Annotated in this window: 14 protein-coding genes; 7 read left to right on the forward strand and 7 right to left on the reverse strand. The window is 70.8% G+C overall.

All coding sequences use genetic code 11. From position 1 onward, the window contains the following. Positions 1-100 precede the first annotated feature (100 nt). On the reverse strand, positions 101-292 hold the full coding sequence (rpmB, locus tag ABZU76_RS44285; RefSeq protein ID WP_091623274.1) for a 50S ribosomal protein L28: 192 nt from the start codon (positions 290-292) through the stop codon (positions 101-103). A 222-nt stretch (positions 293-514) separates the two neighbouring features. Between rpmB and ABZU76_RS44290 the strand changes: the two genes are divergently transcribed. From ABZU76_RS44290 to ABZU76_RS44300, 3 genes are all read left to right on the forward strand, one after another. Beyond that, a complete protein-coding gene (locus ABZU76_RS44290; RefSeq protein ID WP_354882192.1) occupies positions 515-2,110 on the forward strand; it encodes a DAK2 domain-containing protein in 1,596 nt (531 codons plus the stop codon). A gap of 2 nt (positions 2,111-2,112) precedes the next feature. Further along, positions 2,113-4,266, forward strand: coding sequence for an ATP-dependent DNA helicase RecG (gene recG / locus ABZU76_RS44295; RefSeq protein ID WP_354882195.1), 2,154 nt, complete (start codon positions 2,113-2,115; stop codon positions 4,264-4,266). 179 nt (positions 4,267-4,445) lie between these two features. Further along, on the forward strand, positions 4,446-5,021 hold the full coding sequence (locus tag ABZU76_RS44300) for a GNAT family N-acetyltransferase (RefSeq protein WP_354882198.1): 576 nt from the start codon (positions 4,446-4,448) through the stop codon (positions 5,019-5,021). A 248-nt stretch (positions 5,022-5,269) separates the two neighbouring features. On the opposite strand, the gene ABZU76_RS44305 is transcribed toward ABZU76_RS44300, so the two are convergent. Next, complete coding sequence (locus ABZU76_RS44305; protein ID WP_354882201.1) at positions 5,270-5,908, reverse strand: TetR/AcrR family transcriptional regulator; 639 nt, start codon at positions 5,906-5,908, stop codon at positions 5,270-5,272. Positions 5,909-5,939: 31 nt separating this feature from the next. Between ABZU76_RS44305 and ABZU76_RS44310 the strand changes: the two genes are divergently transcribed. Next, entirely contained in the window at positions 5,940-7,157 is a 1,218-nt protein-coding gene (locus tag ABZU76_RS44310) for an erythromycin esterase family protein (protein WP_354882203.1), read from the forward strand. Here the strand turns inward: ABZU76_RS44310 and ABZU76_RS44315 are convergent. Next, complete coding sequence (locus ABZU76_RS44315) at positions 7,154-7,477, reverse strand: DUF4288 domain-containing protein (RefSeq protein ID WP_354882206.1); 324 nt, start codon at positions 7,475-7,477, stop codon at positions 7,154-7,156. The genes ABZU76_RS44310 and ABZU76_RS44315 overlap by 4 nt on opposite strands. Before the next feature lie 137 nt (positions 7,478-7,614). Between ABZU76_RS44315 and ABZU76_RS44320 the strand changes: the two genes are divergently transcribed. From ABZU76_RS44320 to ABZU76_RS44330, 3 genes are all read left to right on the forward strand, one after another. Then, the gene (locus ABZU76_RS44320; RefSeq protein WP_354882209.1) at positions 7,615-8,547 is read left to right on the forward strand and encodes a S8 family peptidase; all 933 of its coding nucleotides are present in this window, start codon (positions 7,615-7,617) and stop codon (positions 8,545-8,547) included. Positions 8,548-8,689: 142 nt separating this feature from the next. Further along, entirely contained in the window at positions 8,690-12,067 is a 3,378-nt protein-coding gene (locus ABZU76_RS44325; RefSeq protein ID WP_354882212.1) for a pyruvate carboxylase, read from the forward strand. A gap of 121 nt (positions 12,068-12,188) precedes the next feature. Continuing rightward, positions 12,189-12,986 carry an arginase family protein gene (locus tag ABZU76_RS44330; RefSeq protein WP_354882215.1) on the forward strand — a complete coding sequence of 266 codons (798 nt, stop codon included), beginning with the start codon at positions 12,189-12,191 and terminating at the stop codon, positions 12,984-12,986. Positions 12,987-13,136: 150 nt separating this feature from the next. Here the strand turns inward: ABZU76_RS44330 and ABZU76_RS44335 are convergent, their stop codons facing one another. The 4 genes from ABZU76_RS44335 to ABZU76_RS44350 form a co-directional block, all read right to left on the reverse strand. Beyond that, positions 13,137-13,523 (reverse strand): GntR family transcriptional regulator, encoded by a 387-nt coding sequence (locus ABZU76_RS44335; protein WP_354882218.1) that lies wholly within the window; start codon positions 13,521-13,523, stop codon positions 13,137-13,139. Continuing rightward, entirely contained in the window at positions 13,524-14,237 is a 714-nt protein-coding gene (locus ABZU76_RS44340; RefSeq protein ID WP_354882221.1) for a hypothetical protein, read from the reverse strand. Between the two features lie 163 nt (positions 14,238-14,400). Beyond that, on the reverse strand, positions 14,401-15,396 hold the full coding sequence (locus ABZU76_RS44345; RefSeq protein ID WP_354882224.1) for an LLM class flavin-dependent oxidoreductase: 996 nt from the start codon (positions 15,394-15,396) through the stop codon (positions 14,401-14,403). A gap of 669 nt (positions 15,397-16,065) precedes the next feature. Then, positions 16,066-18,189 carry an ATP-binding domain-containing protein gene (locus ABZU76_RS44350; protein ID WP_354882227.1) on the reverse strand — a complete coding sequence of 708 codons (2,124 nt, stop codon included), beginning with the start codon at positions 18,187-18,189 and terminating at the stop codon, positions 16,066-16,068. Positions 18,190-18,246: the final 57 nt, after the last annotated feature.

Below are 18,246 nucleotides of genomic sequence, written 5' to 3' on the forward strand. Positions count from 1 at the left end.
CCCTGGCGGGGGTCTGGGGGTTCGCCCCCCCAGAAGACACGTGAGGCGAAAAAAATGGCGAGTGCTCTCCACGAGCACTCGCCATCCCAAGCTTTTCGCCTTACCCGCGGACGACCTTGCCCGCCTTGATGCACGAGGTGCACACGTTGAGGCGCTTGCGCTGGGACACGCCGATCTTGGCGTGCACAGTCTGGATGTTCGGGTTCCACCGGCGGTTGGTACGCCGGTGGGAGTGCGAGACCGACTTGCCGAAGCCCGGTCCCTTGCCACAGACGTCGCACACGGCAGCCACGTCGAACTCCTCTGGATATGGGACAAAGAATGGCGCCCAGACCAGCTGGGCAACTCGACCATAGTAACTACTCGTCTGGGTAGGGTCCGCACGGGGTCGTACCTGCAGGAGCGGTACCGGCGAGATTGACTCCGGCAGGATCGACGCCTGCGAGGTCGAGTCCTACGGGATCGACACTCGTGAAGTCGATACCCTCGCGGGAACCAGCGAGGAGGTTACGGGGTGCGGGTGCTGGACGTGGTGGCGGTGTCGGCCTGGTCGGCGGCGTGCGTGCGCAGCCTGGAGGTGCTGCGCCCGGCGATCAACGGCATCAACGTGTACCCCGTCGCGGACTCCGACACGGGTTCGAACCTGCTGCACACGCTGACGGGCGCGCGCGACGCGTTGGCCGCCGCGGAGCCGTCGGACGTGGCCGAGGCGCTGACCGTGCTGGCGAAGGGCGCCGTCGCCGCCGCGCGCGGCAACTCCGGCGTGATCATCTCCCAGGTCGTGCGGGGGATCGCCGACTGGGCGGCGGAGGGCGACGACCTCGACGGCGCCGGTCTCGCGGCCGCGCTGGCGCACGCCGACCGGATCGCCACGGGCGCTGTGAGCCGGCCCGTCGCCGGGACGATGCTGACCGTGCTGCACGTCGTGGCCGCAGCCGTTCAGGAGGACACGCGGTCGCTGGCCGACGTTGCCGCCACCGTCGCCGCGGCGGCCGCGGCCGCGTTGGAGGAGACGCCGAAGCAGCTGCCGGCCCTCGCGAAAGCGGGGGTCGTCGACGCTGGCGGACGAGGGCTCGTCGCCGTGCTCGACGCGCTGGCCGGCGTGATCAGCGGCACCGCGACGCAGCCCGAGCACGAGCTCACGGCCACCGTCGAGGCGCCTGCTGCCGCCGAGCCCGCGCCGTACGCGTGGGAGGTCATGTACCTGCTGGACGGCGTCGAGGAGGCGCGGCTGCCGGCGTTGCGCAAGGAGCTGAGCGGGTTCGGCGACAGCGTCACGGTGGCGGGCGACGGTTCGGGCAGCCACGCCGTGCACGTCCACTGCGCCGACATCGGCGCGGCCATCGAGGCGGGGCTGGAGCTGGGCCGCCCACGCCGGATCCGCGTCGAACCGCTGCTCACGCCCACGCCGATCGAGCCGGGTGGCGGGCTGGACCGGTCGGTGGTGGCCGTGGTGCACGGCGGAGGGCTGGCCGAGCTGCTGCGGGCCGAGGGCGTCGCCGTGCTGGCCGTGCCCGACGGCGGGAAACCCGGCGTCGAGGACATGATCGGGCTGTTCAACGAGGCCGCGGGTAGGCACGTGACCGTGCTGCCGGGCGGTCTCGACCTCACGGCCGCGGCCGACGCGGCAGCGGGCCACGCGATGGCGGGCGACCGCGACGTCGTGGTGATCCCGTGCACGTCGCCCGTGCAGGTGCTGGCCGCGCTCGCGGTGCACGACGAAGGCCGGCGGGTCAACGACGACGTCGTCGCCATGGCCGAGGCCGCCGCGGCGACCAGGCGTGGCGAGGTGCGGATCGCGGGCGAGGAGTCGCTAACCTGGGTGGGCCGGGCCCAGTCCGGTGACGTGATCGGCCTGGTCGACGACGAGGTGGTGCTGATCGAACCGGCGCCGGCCTCGGAGACGAACCTCGTCGCGGCCGCGATGAGCGTGCTCAACCGGATGCTGACGCTCGGCGGCGAGCTGGTCACCGTGCTGAGCGGGGCCGCCGCCCCGCCGGGCGTGACCGCGGAGCTCGCCGAGCAGCTGCGGCTGGAGCACCCCGAAGTGGAGTTGACGAGTTATGCCAGTGGCCAGGCCGGAGCCGTGCTGCTGATGGGGGTCGAATAGAAATGGCCGGGCTGCGCGAAAAGCTGCCGCTGCTGCTGGGCGCGAAGACGGCGAAAGCGCTGTCGGGTGCGCTGGACATCGAGACCGTCTCCGACCTGCTGCGCCACTACCCGCGCCGCTACGCCGAGCGCGGCGAGCTCACCGACATCGCCGGCTTGGAGCTGGGCGAGCACGCGACCGTGCTGGCGCGGATCGAGAAGATCAGCAAGCGGCGCATGAAGTCGCGCAACGGCACGATCCTCGACATGGTCATCACCGACGGGAAACGTCGGCTGGCCTGCGCGTTCTTCAACCAGGCGTGGCGTGAGAAGGAACTGGCGCCGGGCAAGACCGGCCTGTTCGCGGGCAAGGTCACGGCGTTCCGCGACACCCTGCAGCTGGCCAACCCGGAGTACGAGCTGCTCGACGCCGAACGCGAAGCCGAGGCCGTCGACAACTTCCTGGCCGAGATCATCCCCGTGTATCCGGCGGCGCAGGGCATGCCGACGTGGTCGATCGCGAAATGCGTGCGGCAGGTGCTCGACGTGCTGGAGGTCGACGCCGACCCGATGCCCGCCGACGTGCTGAAGCAGCACGGGCTGCCCGGTCTCGAACGGGCGTTGCGCGGCATCCACCGGCCCGAAGATTGGGCGCACCTGGAGACTTCGCGCCACCGTCTCAAGTGGGACGAGGCGATGGCCGTGCAGCTGATTTTCGCGCAGCGGCGCCATTCCGCGGTGTCGCGCCCGGCGAAGGCCAGCCCGCACACCGACGGCGGGCTGCTCGACGCGTTCGACAAGCGCCTGCCGTTCGACCTGACTGCCGGCCAGCGCGCGATCGGCGACGAGATCGCCGCGGACTTGACGACCGAGCACCCGATGAACCGCCTGCTGCAGGGCGAGGTGGGTTCGGGCAAGACCGTGGTCGCACTGCGGGCGATGCTGCAGATCGTCGATTCGGGGCGGCAGTCGGCGATGCTCGCGCCCACCGAGGTGCTGGCGGCGCAGCACGCGCGTTCGCTGCGGGAAATGCTCGGCGAGCTCGGCATGGCGGGGGAGCTGGGGGCCGCGGAGAAGGCCACGCGCGTGACGTTGCTCACCGGGTCGATGGGCGCGAAGGAACGCAAGAAGTCGCTGCTGGAGACAGTGAGCGGCGAGGCAGGCATCGTCGTCGGCACACACGCGCTGATCCAGGACACCGTGCAGTTCGCCGACCTCGGGTTCGTCGTGGTCGACGAGCAGCACCGCTTCGGCGTGGAGCAGCGCGACGCCCTGCGTTCGCGCGGTTCGGACTCCACTTCGCCGCACGTACTGGTGATGACTGCGACGCCGATCCCGCGCACGGTCGCGATGACCGTCTACGGCGACCTGGAGACGTCCGCGCTGCGCGAGATGCCCGTCGGGCGCTCGCCGATCAAGACGACCGTGGTGCCGGTGGCGGAGAAGCCCGCGTGGCTCGACCGGGCGTGGGAGCGGGTGCGCGAGGAGGTGTCGAAGGGACACCAGGCGTACGTCGTGTGCCCGCGCATCGGCGACGAGCCCCCGTCGGACAAGAGCGACAAGCGCCCGCCGCTCGCCGTGCTGGACGTGGCGCCGGAGCTGGCGGGCGGGCCGTTGAAGGGCCTTCGCGTGGCGGCGCTGCACGGCCGCATGCCCGCCGACGAGAAGGACGCCGTCATGCGGGCCTTCGGCGCCGGCCAGATCGACGTCCTCGTGGCGACCACCGTCGTCGAGGTCGGCGTGAACGTCCCCAACGCCACCGCGATGGTCATCCTCGACGCTGACCGCTTCGGCGTGAGCCAGCTGCACCAGCTGCGCGGCCGCGTCGGCCGGGGCAGCGTGCCGGGCCTGTGCCTGCTGGTGACGGAGACGCTGGACGGAACCGCCACCCGCGAACGCCTCGCCGCCGTCGAATCCACCACCGACGGCTTCGAACTGTCCCGCCTGGACCTCGAACTCCGCCGCGAGGGCGACATCCTCGGCGCGGCCCAGTCCGGGAAACGCTCGGGCTTGAAGCTGCTCTCGCTCCTGCGCGACGAAGACGTGATCACCGAGGCGCGCGCCCAGTCCCAGGAAATCGTGGTGCGCGACCCGACGCTCGCTTCGTACCCTGGCCTGGCCCAGATGGTGTCCGATGTGGTGGACATGGAGCGCGCGGAGTACTTGGAGAAGAGTTGACTGCGTCGGAGTCCTCGGAGTCCTCGGAGTCCTCGGGCCGTTCGGCTGGTTCTGGCTCAGGTTCGCGTTCGTGCTCCGACGCTGTGCCTGCTTCGGGCTCTGGCTCTGGTGCGGAGCCTGCTTCGGTGTTCAGTGCCGGCTCCAGGGCTGTGCCGTCGTCGACCTTCGGCTCTGGCGCTGTGACTTCGTCGAGCTCTGCTGCTTCCGACCTGACGACCACACCTGGCTCGGCTGTCACCATCCGCCCCGCCGTCGTCGCGGACGCTCCCGGCATCGTCCGCGTCCACGTCGGCTCCTGGCAGGCCGCCTACGCCGGCCTCCTCCCGGCCGACTTCCTCGCCGGCCTCTCGGCGTCCCGCCGCGAAGCCTTCTGGGCGGAAAGCCTGACCGCCCCGGCGCCCCGCCACACCGTCCTCGTCGCCGAAACCCCCGACGGCACCATCGCCGGCTTCGCCGCCTCCAGCCCCAGCCGCGACGAAGACGCCACCCCCGACACCGGCGAACTCGCGTCGATCTACCTGCTGCCCGAATTCTGGAGCCAGGGCTACGGCCGCGCCCTCCACGCCCACGCCCTCACCACCCTGGCCACCGACTTCCCCACCGCCACCCTCTGGGTCCTCGCCGGCAACACCCGCGCCCGCACCTTCTACGAACGCACCGGCTGGACCCCCGACGGCCGCACCAAGGTCGAATCCCTCGCGAACGGCACGGTCACCATCGAGGAAGTCCGCTATCGCACCTCTCCCCGCGGCTGACCCTTTTCGCCCCTCAACGGCGATCGCCGGTTTGCCTGGTCAGGGCTGCAACGCCTGCAAAAACAGGAACACCGGCTTCGTGTTCAGCACCTCGAACATCTCGGGCCAAGACAGTCGGCAGCCGAGGTCCGTCGTGGTCACCCGAACTCCTTCGGAGAAACCGGATTCTCGCCGCCGCATGGGCTGCGTTCCCGCGTCGACGATCATTGCGGCCCACAACTCGTTGCCACCCACCGGCGACACCGAGGTCAAGCCTCCAACCCCGCGCCCCCGCCCACCGGATCCCGCACGAAAACCCCAGCCCGCGCCGCCGCCGCCGCCGCCTCCGCCGCCACCCGCGCGTCAGCCGCCGTCAACGACTCGCGGGAGATGAACAGCCGGTAGAAGATCGGCCCGCTCGCCATCCGCACCACTTCCGCCGCGTCGGTCCCGGCCGGCACCTCGCCCCGCGTGATCGCCCGCGTGACCATCACCGCCGAGCGGCCGTGCCGGTCCTCGTAGAACCCGTGCAGCGCCTCCGCCGCCCGCGGGGAGTGGAAGGCCGCCAGCACCGACGCCGTCGGGAGCTCGCGCAGGCCGGGCTCGGTGAAGTACTGCACGAGTTCCAGCAGCGTCTCCGCCAGGTCGCCGGCCAGGGAGCCGGTGTCGGGCGCCGTCCACGGCTGTTCGGTGCCCATGCGCAGCGCGGCGGCCACGAGCCCGTCCGTCGACTCCCAGCGGCGGTAGATCGTGGTCTTGTGCACGCCCGAACGGTCAGCGACCGCGTCCACCGTGAGGTTCGTGAAGCCGCGCTCCGCGAGCAGGTCCAGCGTCGCCTGCAGCACGGCGAGGCGCGTGCGTTCCGTGCGCCCACCCGGTCGGCGGGTTCCGGCCAATTCGCTTGCCAAGTGCGACTCCAGTTGCGTTAGTGTGCCCAGTATGCCAGACCTCGACTTCCGCACACCTTTCTCGCCCGACGACGTCTCATCGATCGCCGACCTGATCGGAGACGCGCGCATCGTCGCGATCGGGGAGAACAACCACCACATCCGCGAGTTCGGCGAGCTCCGCAACCGGCTGCTGCGCCACCTCGTCGAGGAACGCGGCTTCACCGTGCTTGGGTTCGAGTCGGGGTTCGCCGAGGGCGAGCTCGTCGACGGCTGGCTGCGCGGCGCTCCCGGTGACGTCGCCGAAATCGGGCGAGACGGCTTCACTTTCTCCCTCGGCGACTCACCCGAGGCCCACGACATGCTCACCTGGCTCCGCGGCCACGGCGGCGTCCGCTACGCCGGCCTTGACGTCCCGAGCTCCGGCGGCTCACCCGTGCCCGCGCTGAAGGCCGTGCAGCGCTACCTCGAGGACGTGGCCCCCGACGTCGTCCCGATGGTCGAGGCCGGCCTCACCGCTTCGGGGCCATACGCGTCCGTCAGCAGTGCCGTCGCCCCTGGCCGTTACGCGGCGATGGCCGCCCCCGCGCGCGACGCCGCCACGGCTGCCTTCACCGCCCTCCTGTCCCACCTGAAATCGCTGGCACCCGTCTACTCGCAGTGGCGCGACCGGGACGCTCACGCCATCGCCGAGCACCACGCCCTCGGCGCCCTGCGCATCGACATGTACCTGCGCGAGCTGGCGGCGATGATGGCGGGCGTCGCGCCGCCGATGCAGAGTTCGTCGCGCGACACATACATGGCGTCGACCGTGAAGCTGCTTCGCCGCCTACACGGCGAAGGCGCGAAGATCGTCGTGATGGTCCACAACGGACACCTCCAGCGCGTCCCCTTCGCCGCGGCGCCCGGCATGGTCTTCCCCTCGGCCGGCACCCACCTGGCCGCCGAGTTCGGCGACGATTACTTCACCCTCGGCGTCACCGCCGGCACCGGGACCACCAGCGGCCTCACCCCGGACGAGGGCGAACGCCTCGGCTTCCGCGTCCACCCCGAAGAGCTACCGCCGCCGGCCGACGACAGCGTCGAAGCCACCCTCGCCGGCTCCGACGCCTGCCTCGTCGACCTGCGTGCCAACCGCGCGAAAGGCTTGGCGGGCCCGACGAGCATGCGCCACGCCCACATGTTCACCCAGGTGGACGTCATCCAGGCCTTCGATGCCCTGGTCTACCTGCCGACGATGTCCGTCAGCGACCACGTGCCCCGGAGCTAGTCGTCCATCAGCGGTTCGAATCGCCGATAGGCGGCGAAATCGCGGAAGTGCCGGGCGTACAGGTCGGCGTCGCGCGTGAGGTCGTCATCGAGGGCGCGTGCGACGTCGACCACCCGCTTGCAGCGCAACGTGATCAGCTCGCCCTGCTCGTTGCGGTGGCTGCCCGCCTCGCCTTCGACGCGCCGGGCCACGGCTTCGCGCGCGGCTTCTTCGCTCTCGGCATACACGAGCACGAAGTCTTCGCGGTACAGCGGTTCGTACGTGGGCGAATCGCTCGTTGCCTCGTAGAGGACAACGGCGACGTACGCGTTGGCGCTCATCGTTCCCCCCGGTTCGCTCCATGATCACTTTCGCCGCGCACCGGCGAGTGGGCAACCGGATTTCGAGCCCAAACACGGACCAGCCCATCGTGTGACGTCGAGTTGCCGTCGCCGCGCGCTCGGGATACGACGCAGGAATGCGGAACCGAACGGCTCGTGGTCTTTTTTCGGCGACAACGGTGTTCCTGCTGGTGGCGGCGGGAAACTCGCCCGCGCTCGCGGCCGGTGGCACGCAGGTCAACCCCCCGAGCTGGGCGCTCGACCGGATCGATCAACGGACGGGCCTCGACCAGAAGTACCGCTACGAATCCGACGCCGCCGACGTCACGGTCTACGTGATCGACAGCGGCGTCGACGCCAAGCACCCCGACTTCCAGGGCCGCGTCCAGCCGGGCAAGGACTTCCTGACGACCGGCGCCGACACCTCCGACACCAACGGCCACGGCACCCGCGTCGCCGGCATCGTCGCCGGCCGCAGCTACGGCGTCGCCAAGGCCGCGCAGATCTTCCCGGTCCGCGTGCTCGACAAGGACGGCGGCGGATCCACCGACAACATCATCGCGGGCATCAACTGGGTCGCTCAGAACGCCCACCAACCGGCCGTCGCCGTGCTCGGCATCGGCGGTGTCGCCAACGAGCAACTCGACAACGCCGTGGCCGGCCTCGCCGCGGTGATGCCCACCGTCGTCCCCGCGGGCGAAGGAGGCGAAGACGACAGCCAGGTTTCGCCGGCGAGGGTCCCGGCCGCGCTCACCGTCGCGGCGAGCGACGTGCAGGACCAGGTGGCGACTTTCTCAGACTTCGGGACGCCCGTCGACCTCTACGCGCCGGGCGTCGACATCCCGGCGCCCATCGCGGGCTCGTCGGACGTCGGCACGTTATCGGGTACGTCGATGGCCGCGGCCGTCGCCGCGGGCGCCGCTGCCGTCTACCGATCCCTGCACCCGGACGCCGCGCCGGCCGACGTCGACAAGGCGTTGGTGCAGGCAGCGACCCCGGACGTGCTGAAAAACGTGCCTTCCGGCACTGCCAACCGTTTGCTCTGCACCCTGGCCGCACCGACGTCCTGACTGTTGCGGCGAGCCCCAGATCCCCGCATCATGCACGCAGGTCGGCGCGCATGATGTCCATCACTTGGACTTCAGCTCCCGGAGGGCGAGAAGAACCGGGTAACGTGCCTTCACTACCGATCCGAAACGGGAAGGACCGGGCATGTTCCGCAAGGTGCTGGTGGCCAACCGCGGTGAGATCGCGATCCGAGCGTTCCGCGCAGGCTACGAACTGGGGGCGGGCACGGTTGCCGTGTTCCCGCACGAAGACCGCAACTCGCTCCATCGGCTGAAGGCCGACGAGGCCTACGAGATCGGGGAGCCCGGCCACCCGGTGCGCGCCTATCTCTCCGTCGAGGAGATCGTCAAGGCCGCCAAGAAGGCGGGTGCCGACGCGGTCTACCCGGGTTACGGCTTCCTGTCGGAGAATCCGGACCTGGCGCTCGCCTGTGAGCAGGCGGGGATCACTTTCGTCGGCCCGAGCGCCGAAATCCTCGAGCTCACGGGCAACAAGGCGCGCGCCGTGAAGGCCGCGCGCGAGGCCGGCGTGCCGGTGCTGGGTTCGTCGGAGCCCTCCAGCGACGTCGATGCCCTGGTGGCCGCGGCCGACGACCTCGGTTTCCCGGTGTTCGTCAAGGCCGTCGCCGGCGGCGGTGGCCGCGGCATGCGGCGCGTCGAGGACCCGGCGATGCTGCGCGAGTCCATCGAAGCCGCGGCCCGCGAGGCCGAGTCGGCTTTCGGCGACCCGACGGTGTTCCTCGAGAAGGCCGTGGTCGAACCGCGGCACATCGAGGTGCAGATCCTCGCCGACGGCGAGGGCAACGTCATCCACCTCTACGAGCGCGATTGCTCCGTGCAGCGCCGCCACCAGAAGGTGGTCGAGCTCGCGCCCGCGCCGAACCTCGACCCCGAGCTGCGCGACCGCATCTGCGCCGACGCCGTGCGCTTCGCGCGCAAGATCGGCTACCGCAACGCCGGCACCGTCGAGTTCCTGCTCGACCGCCAGGGCAACCACGTGTTCATCGAGATGAACCCGCGGATCCAGGTCGAGCACACGGTGACCGAGGAGGTCACCGACGTCGACCTCGTGCAGTCCCAGCTGCGCATCGCCTCCGGCGAGACGCTGGCCGACCTCGGCCTCTCGCAGGACAAGATCTACCTGCGCGGCGCCGCGCTGCAGTGCCGCATCACCACGGAAGACCCGGCCAACGGCTTCCGCCCCGACACCGGCATGATCAGCGCCTACCGCTCCCCGGGCGGCTCCGGCATCCGGCTCGACGGCGGCACCGCGTTCTCCGGCACGGAGATCAGCGCCCACTTCGACTCGCTGCTCGTGAAGCTCACCTGCCGTGGCCGCGACTTCAAGACCGCTGTGGGCCGCGCCCGCCGCGCGGTCGCGGAGTTCCGCATCCGCGGTGTCTCCACGAACATTCCGTTCCTGCAGGCGGTGCTCGACGACCCGGACTTCCGCGAAGGCCGCGTCACCACGTCGTTCATCGAGGAACGCCCGCACCTGCTCACCGCCCGCCACTCGGCGGACCGCGGCACGCGCCTGCTCACCTACCTGGCCGACCAGACGGTGAACCGCCCCCACGGCGAGCGCCCGCGCACCCTCGACGCGACGGCGAAGCTGCCGAAGCTGCCCGCCGACGTGACACCGCCGGATGGCTCGAAGCAGAAGCTCACCGAGCTGGGCCCGGCCGGCTTCGCCCGCTGGCTGCGGCAGTCGCCGATGCTCGGCGTCACCGACACGACCTTCCGCGACGCCCACCAGTCGCTGCTCGCCACGCGCGTGCGCACGAAGGATCTGCTGGCCGTGGCCCCGGTCGTCGCCGCGACCGTGCCACAGCTGCTGTCCCTCGAGTGCTGGGGCGGCGCCACCTACGACGTCGCCCTGCGCTTCCTGGCCGAGGACCCGTGGGAACGCCTCGAGCAGCTGCGCAAGGCCGTGCCCAACATCTGCCTGCAGATGCTGCTGCGCGGCCGCAACACCGTGGGCTACACGCCGTATCCCACCGAGGTGACGCACGCCTTCGTCGAGGAGGCGGCCGCAACCGGCATCGACATCTTCCGCATCTTCGACGCCCTCAACGACGTCGAGCAGATGCGGCCGGCCATCGAAGCCGTGCGCGAAACGGGTACCGCCGTCGCCGAAGTGGCGCTCTGCTACACCTCCGATCTCTCTGATCCCCACGAAAACCTCTACACGCTCGACTACTACCTCAAGCTGGCCGAGCAGATCGTGGGCGCCGGGGCGCACATCCTGGCCATCAAGGACATGGCTGGCCTGCTCCGCGCACCGGCCGCCGCGAAGCTCGTGACGGCGCTGCGCAAGGAGTTCGACCTCCCCGTGCACATCCACACGCACGACACCGCGGGCGGCCAGCTGGCGACCTACCTCGCCGCCATCCAGGCGGGCGCGGACGCGGTCGACGGAGCCGTGGCGTCCATGGCCGGCACCACCTCGCAGCCCTCGCTCGGCTCGATCGTCGCGGCGACCGACCACTCCGAGCGCACCACGGGCCTCGACCTGCAGGCGATCGGCGACCTCGAGCCGTACTGGGAGAGTGTGCGCAAGATCTACGCGCCGTTCGAGGCCGGCCTCGCGTCGCCCACCGGGCGCGTGTACCACCACGAAATCCCGGGCGGCCAGCTCTCCAACCTGCGCACGCAGGCCATCGCGCTGGGCCTCGGCGACCGCTTCGAGGACATCGAGGCCATGTACGCCGCGGCCGACAAGATCCTCGGCCACCTCGTGAAGGTCACGCCTTCGTCCAAGGTGGTCGGCGACCTCGCGCTGCACCTCGTGGGCGCCGGCGTCTCACCCGCGGACTTCGAGGCCGAGCCCAACAAGTTCGACATCCCGGACTCCGTGATCGGCTTCCTGCGCGGCGAGCTCGGCGACCCGCCGGGCGGCTGGCCGGAGCCGTTCCGCACCAAGGCTCTGGAGGGCCGTTCGGCGGCCAAGCCTGTGGCGGAACTGTCCGAAGAGGACCGCAAGAACCTCGCCGACAACCGGCGCGCGGCCCTGAACCGGCTTCTCTTCCCCGGCCCGACCAAGGAGTTCGAAGCCCACCGCGAGGCCTACGGCGACACGAGTGTGCTGTCCAGCAAGGACTTCTTCTACGGTCTGCGCCCGGGTGAGGAGTACGCGGTCGACCTGGAGCCCGGTGTCCGGCTGCTCATCGAGCTCGAAGCCATCGGTGAAGCCGACGAGCGCGGTGTGCGCACGGTGATGTCGACGCTCAACGGCCAGATCCGGCCGATCCAGATCCGCGACAGTTCCATCGCCTCGGACGTGCCCGCGACCGAAAAGGCCGAGAAGGGCAACCCGAAGCAGATCGCCGCTCCCTTCGCCGGTGTGGTGACGCTGCAGGTGGCGGAAGGCGATCAGATCGAGGCCGGCGCGACCGTGGCGACGATCGAGGCTATGAAGATGGAAGCTTCGATCACCGCGTCGGCGGCGGGCAAGGTCGGCCGGTTGGCGATCACCTCCGTTCAGCAGGTCGAGGGCGGGGACCTCCTCATCGTGCTCGAGTAGCGCGCCGCGGCGCCAGTTTCGACGGTCGCGAACGGTCCATTCGTGCCATCACGGCGCGAATGGACCGTTCGCGCCGTCTCGGGCTCGTCTCGACCGGCGTCGCCGCGCTAACGTCGGGCGCATGCTGATCAACGCGGTGCCGCAGTGGCAGGGCGCGATCGGCCCCCGGGCACGGGGACTGGTCGAGGGCTGCCTCGCGCTTTCCGAGCTGGCCGGGCACGTCCTCGGCCTGCCGGTGCACCACATCCACCAGGACCCCGAAACCTCCGACGCGGTGTCGGGCGTCGCCAACCGGGCCGTGCTCACGGGCACGAACCGAGGGGCGCAACTCGCCGCGCTGGAAGCACCTGGCGGCCCGGTCCTGACGATCGGCGGCGACTGCGGGGTCGAGCTCGTGCCGATCGGCGTCGCGCGGTACCGCTACGGCCCGGCGCTAGGCGTCGCCTGGTTCGACGCGCACCCCGACCTGAACACGGCCTCGTCGTCGCCCTCGGGCGCGTTCCACGGCATGGTGCTGCGGTCGCTGCTCGGCGAGGGTGACGAGCAGTTCGCGGCGAGCCCGGCGCTCGAAGCCGGCCGGGTGGCCTTGTTCGGAACGCGGGCTTTCGATGCCCCGGAGGAAGAGGCCATCGGCCGAGGTTTGGCTGTACGCACCGACAACACTGCCGCGACGCTGCGAGAGTCCGGCTGTGAGCAGGTGTACTTGCACCTCGACCTCGACGTGTTGGACCCGGCGTCCTTCGGCGGTGTCAACTATCCGGAGCCCGGTGGGCTGACGGTCAGCGAGCTTGTCCGGGCGATCGATGCACTGTCCGAAATGGACGTCATCGGCGCGGGGATCACGGAATGCGTGGGCACGGAGCTCGAGATCCTCGAACCCGTGATCGCCGCGGTGGGGAGGGTGCTGCTGCAGGACTGAACCCGTTTGCCCACGGGCGGTTCCGCTTCGGCGGTGATCTTCGCCCCGGTGCGCGACCACGAGTGCGTACGGCCAGAAGGAGGTGTGCCCGAGCCGTACCGGAGATGGTCTGCGAAATGGCGAAAAGCTCGCCGGCCGGGGTTTAGAGGATCACTGCTGGTCCTGCGGAACGTCGCTCAGGGCTGCCCGCGCGGCATCGACGGCTTCCTCAGGATCGACACCCAGCTCCCGGACGCGCTGGGCGTACTCGGCGGCAGCATCGCGCAGTAGTGAGGCGCGGTCCGGCCGCTCGGCCGAGCTGGTGACGACTGTTCCCTTGGCGCGCGCCGTGGTCACCCAGCCGGCAGCCTCGAGTTCGCGGTAGACGCGCGCGATCGTGCCGGAGGCGAGCCCGAGGTCTCGGGCGAGCTGACGAATCGGCGGCAGCCGGGCGTCGACCGGCAGCGCGCCGGTGCCGATCGCGCGGACGATCTGGTCGTGGACCTGACGCCAGGGTGCGATGCCGTTGTCAGCGTCGACGGTCACTCGCAACGGCATCTACTTCACCGTCACCGGCGCGGGCAGTTTCCGCGGCGGCGTGGCGATAGCGATGAACGCGGCCAGCGTGATGACGAACGCCAGGAACGACGGCAAGTTGCCGCCGGGCCAGGCGCACATGCCGGTGGCGAGCCCGAGCGCGACGCGTGCGCTGCGGCAGCGCAGCGCCAGGTCGACGTCGGGATCACCCGCGGCCGGCCGTCGGACGGCGAGGAGCACCACGCCCCACGCGACGGCGGTGGCCGCGACGGTGATGCCGAACAACGTCCATTCGCCGATCACGGCGAGGTGGGCCGCGGCGGCGAGCGCTGCCAGCGCGGAGACGATGATCGCCCACAACGGGGCGAAGTCGAGGATGCCGCGTGGCGCCAGCACGGCTTCGCGTCGCGCGCTCGGAGACGGACGTTGCGCGAGCACTTCGGCGATCAACCCGCCGAGGAGGAGCACGGTCATGATCGCGTTGAGGTCGATGGAGTTCGCGAAGTCCGCCGCGCCGGGAATGAACGGGAGGCCCACGAAGAGCCACGGATACCAGAACCTGCGACGGCGCAGGTAGCGCACGGCCACGGACACCTGGTCCGGGGTCGCGTCGGGCAAGCCCCATTTGGCGAGCAGGCGCGCGCCCTGGCGTTGGCCTGGCCAGAGCACGAACAGGATGGCCAAGCCGAACAGGCCGCAAGCGATCGCGACGCCGACCACGGAGTCGAGGTGCATGGTGTGATCCCCCTGTCTTGTATCACGTGCATGATACAAGACGGATGGGTGTCGTGCACAGCGTTGGTCCGTGTTGCCCTTGAGCGACGACGAGGAACTAGTGGCGGGGAACGGAAAAGAAAAATCCCGGCCACCCGGGCCGGGATCTCTCTTCTTCGTGCCGTCAGTTCTTGAGGTCCGCCAGGATCTCGTAGGAGCGCAGGCGGTCTTCGTGCCCGTGGACCATGGTGGTGACCATGAGCTCGTCGGCGCCCGTGTCTGCGAGGAGCTGGTCGAGTCCCTTTCGGACGGTCTCGGGCGAGCCGATGATGCTCGAGCCGAACCGGTCGGCGAGGAACGCGCGGTCCATCTCCGTGTACGGGTACTCGGCGGCTTCTTCGGGCGTTGGCAGCGCGATGGGGCGGCCGCGGCGCAGGCTGAGGAACGTCAGCCCGCTGGGGCCGGCCAGGAACTGCGCGCGCTCGTCGGTCTCCGCGGCGACCACGGATACGCCGAGCATCACGTACGGCTCGGCCAGCGTCTCGGACGGGCGGAAGTTCTCCCGGTAGAGCTGCACGGCCGGCAGTGTGTTCTCGGCCGCGAAGTGATGCGCGAACGAGAACGGCACACCGAGGCGGCCGGCCAGCTGCGCGCTGAAGCCGGACGAGCCCAGCAGCCACAGGGGCGGCTTGTTGCCCTCGGCGGTCACGGCGTTGACGCCGCGCGCCGGGTCGCTCTCGAAGTACTCGAGCAGCTCCATCAGCTGCTCGGGGAAGTTCTCGGCGGACAGCCCGCCGGGGCCGCGCAGCGCGAGCGCCGTGCGCTGGTCGGTGCCGGGCGCGCGCCCGACGCCGAGGTCGATGCGGTTCGGGTGCAGCGCCTCCAGCGTGCCGAACTGCTCGGCCACCACGAGCGGCGCGTGGTTGGGCAGCATGATGCCGCCCGACCCCACCCGGATCGACTCCGTGGCGTCGGCGACGGTCCCGATCAGCACCACCGTGGCCGAGCTGGCGATGCCCGGCATGTTGTGGTGCTCGGCGAGCCAGTAGCGGCGGTACCCCAGCCGCTCGGCGTGCCGGGCTAGGTCGATGGTGTTGCGCAGCGCTTCGCCGACCCCGTGCCCGTCCGAGACGGGGGAGAGGTCGAGCACGGACAGCGGGACGTCAGGCAGAGAACTCACGCTGAGCAGTAACGCACACGACGGCTGTTCCCTTCCCGGCGAGTCAGGGTCGGGTGGCCGGAGTTCGGTCGAGATCGGACGCACCGACGGTTCGCCGCCGGGCGGCGAGGGTTTCGCCACTCGGCGGCGAATCCGTGGTCGGGCCGGGGGCCGGGCTTGCGGCCACGGTCAACTCGGGTGCGTGGCCTCAGCCGGAGTGCCGGGCTCGGGTGGATGTCCTGGTCGCCGCGGCAGGCGAGGCCATTGCCGATCAGTGGCGAATCCGGGCCGCGCCGTGTCGCCGGGCCCGCGACCCCGGCGACACGGCGCGGACGCGGACGAGTCGGAGAGGGCGGGTGCGTGGCGTGCTTGTGGCCAGCCTCACGGTCGGACGATGGACTTCGGTCCCTTGATGGGCGCGGGTCATTCGGCGTCTGGGTCGCGCGGGTGTCGCCGATCAGCGGCGAACCGGCGTCCGGTCCACCCCGGCCGCGGCCGCGCGGCTCGCCGGCCGAGGCCCGGGCCGGCCAGTGCTTGCAGGGCCCCCGGGAGCGCGGCGGCCGCGGAACCTGGGAGCACGGCGGGCGCGGGGTCCGAGAGTCCGGTCGACTCGATCACCTGGCCAAGACCGGAGATGCCGAGCCAGACGGGGCGTCGCCGCTGAGAGGCAAATGGCTGGAGGCGGGCGGGTCAGGTGGTGGGCAGCCAGTCCGGGTTGGAGGCCAGGACGATCAGGTGCTGGGTCGCCCGGGTGAGGGCGACGTAGAGGACGCGGCGGCCGGTGGAGGACTCGGTGACGAGGTCCATGGGTTCGACGAGGACGACGGCGTCGTACTCGAGGCCCTTGGAGTCGAGGCTGCCGACGACCTTGAGGCGTTCGTCGGTCTCGTCGGTGAACCAGGCGGTGACCTCGGGGACGCGGTCCATGGCCGTGATGACGCCCACGGTGCCTTCGACGGAGCCGAGGAGTTCCTTCACCGCGGCCTGGGTCGCGCCTTCCAGGGCGCCGGCCTCGACGGGGCGGACCTCGGGCTCGATGCCGGTGGTGCGGACGGCGCGGGGGAGCTCGTCGGCCTGGGCGTGGCCGGTGACGACCTTCGCGGCGAGGTCGAAGATCTCCGCGGAGTTGCGGTAGTTGGTGCGCAGCGTGAAGCGGCGGCGGGTGGTCTTCACGCCGAAGGCCTGGTCGCGCGCGGCGGCGGCCTCGTCGGGGTCGGGCCAGGAACTCTGCACCGGGTCGCCGACGACGGTCCAGCTGGCGTACTTGCCGCGGCGGCCGACCATGCGCCACTGCATGGGGGACAGGTCCTGGGACTCGTCGACGACGACGTGGGAGTACTCGTCGTAGTGCTCGGGCCGGTGGGTGCCGCCGCCGGTGCTGCCGCGCTCGGGCTCGGCCTCGAGGACGGTCTGGCGCCGGCGCCGCTTGGGCTCGGGGCCGACGAGGACGCGCAGCTCGTCGAGCAGGGCGACGTCGGCGACGGACCAGCCGCGCGAACGGTCGGCGAAGTCGGCGGCGAGGAGGGAGATCTCGTGGCGGTTGAGCACGCCCTTCGCGACCGCGGCGAGGCGCTTCTCGTCGCCGAGCCACTTGAGGATCTGCGCCGGGTACAGGACTGGCCACCAGACGACGAGGAAGCGGTGGAACTCGATGCGCTCGCCGAGGTCGCTGATCAGCTCCGCGCGGTCGAGCTGCTTGCCGTCGGCCTTCGCGTACTCCTCGGCCTTGTCGGCGAGCGCGCCCAGCAGCAGCTCGGCCGTGCGCACGCGCGCGCGGTTGGGCGGTGCGCCCTGGGTGTGGGCCTTGCGGCGGACCTTCTCCAGCTCGCGCGCCGAGAGCTTGAGCACCTCGCCGCGGTAGACGATGCGCATCTCCTGCGGCGATTCCGGCGGTGTATCGCGCAACGCGCGCAGCAGCACCTTCCGCATGCGCAGCGAGCCCTTGATCGCGGCGAGCTCGGAGGTGTCCTGGCGGGTGGCGGCGAGGCCGTCGAGCACCTCGCCGAGGGCGCGCAGCTCCACGTTCGTCTCGCCCATCGACGGCAACACCCGCGAGATGTACGTGGTGAACACGCCGGACGGCCCGATCACGAGCACGCCGGCGCCCCCGAGCTGGCGGCGGTGGCGATACAGCAGATACGCGGCGCGGTGCAGGGCGACGGCCGTCTTGCCCGTGCCCGGACCGCCCGTGATCTCGGTGACACCGCGCCACGGCGCGCGGATGACCTCGTCCTGTTCCTTCTGGATCGTGGCGACGATGTCGCGCATCTTTTCACCGCGGGAGCGGCCGAGCGCGGCCATGAGCGCGCCCTCGCCGACGACCTGCATGTCCTCGGGTACGGCGTCGGGGATCAGCACGTCGTCGTCGACGTCGAGCACGTTCTGCCCGGAGCAGCGGATGACGCGGCGGCGCACCACGTCCATCGGCTCCTCGGCCGTGGCCTGGTAGAACGCCGCGGCGGCGGGCGCGCGCCAGTCGGTGACGAGGTTGTCGAACTCGTTGTCGCGGATGCCGAGGCGGCCGACGTAGATGTGGTCGCGGTCGAGGTGGTCGAGCCGGCCGAACACGAGGCCCTCGTACTCGGCGTCGAGCGTCTGGAGGGTCTGGTTGGCGTGGAAGACCATCATGTCGCGTTCGAAAAGCATCGAGGCCTGTTCGAAAATCGCCTCGCGCTGGGCGCCTTGCCCCAGCTCGTAGCCCTTCGTACGCATCGCCTCGGCCTGTACCCGCAGCTCGGCGAGCCGGGTGTAGACCCGATCCACGTGGGCCTGCTCGACGGCGATCTCCGCCCGTCTCACCCGGGGTTCCGACACGCAACGCTCCTAAACGACTCGATGCCTCACGAGGGCGAAGAACGACTGTACGCGCCC

This window comes from Amycolatopsis sp. NPDC005232 (assembly GCF_040607795.1).
Lineage (GTDB): Bacteria > Actinomycetota > Actinomycetes > Mycobacteriales > Pseudonocardiaceae > Amycolatopsis.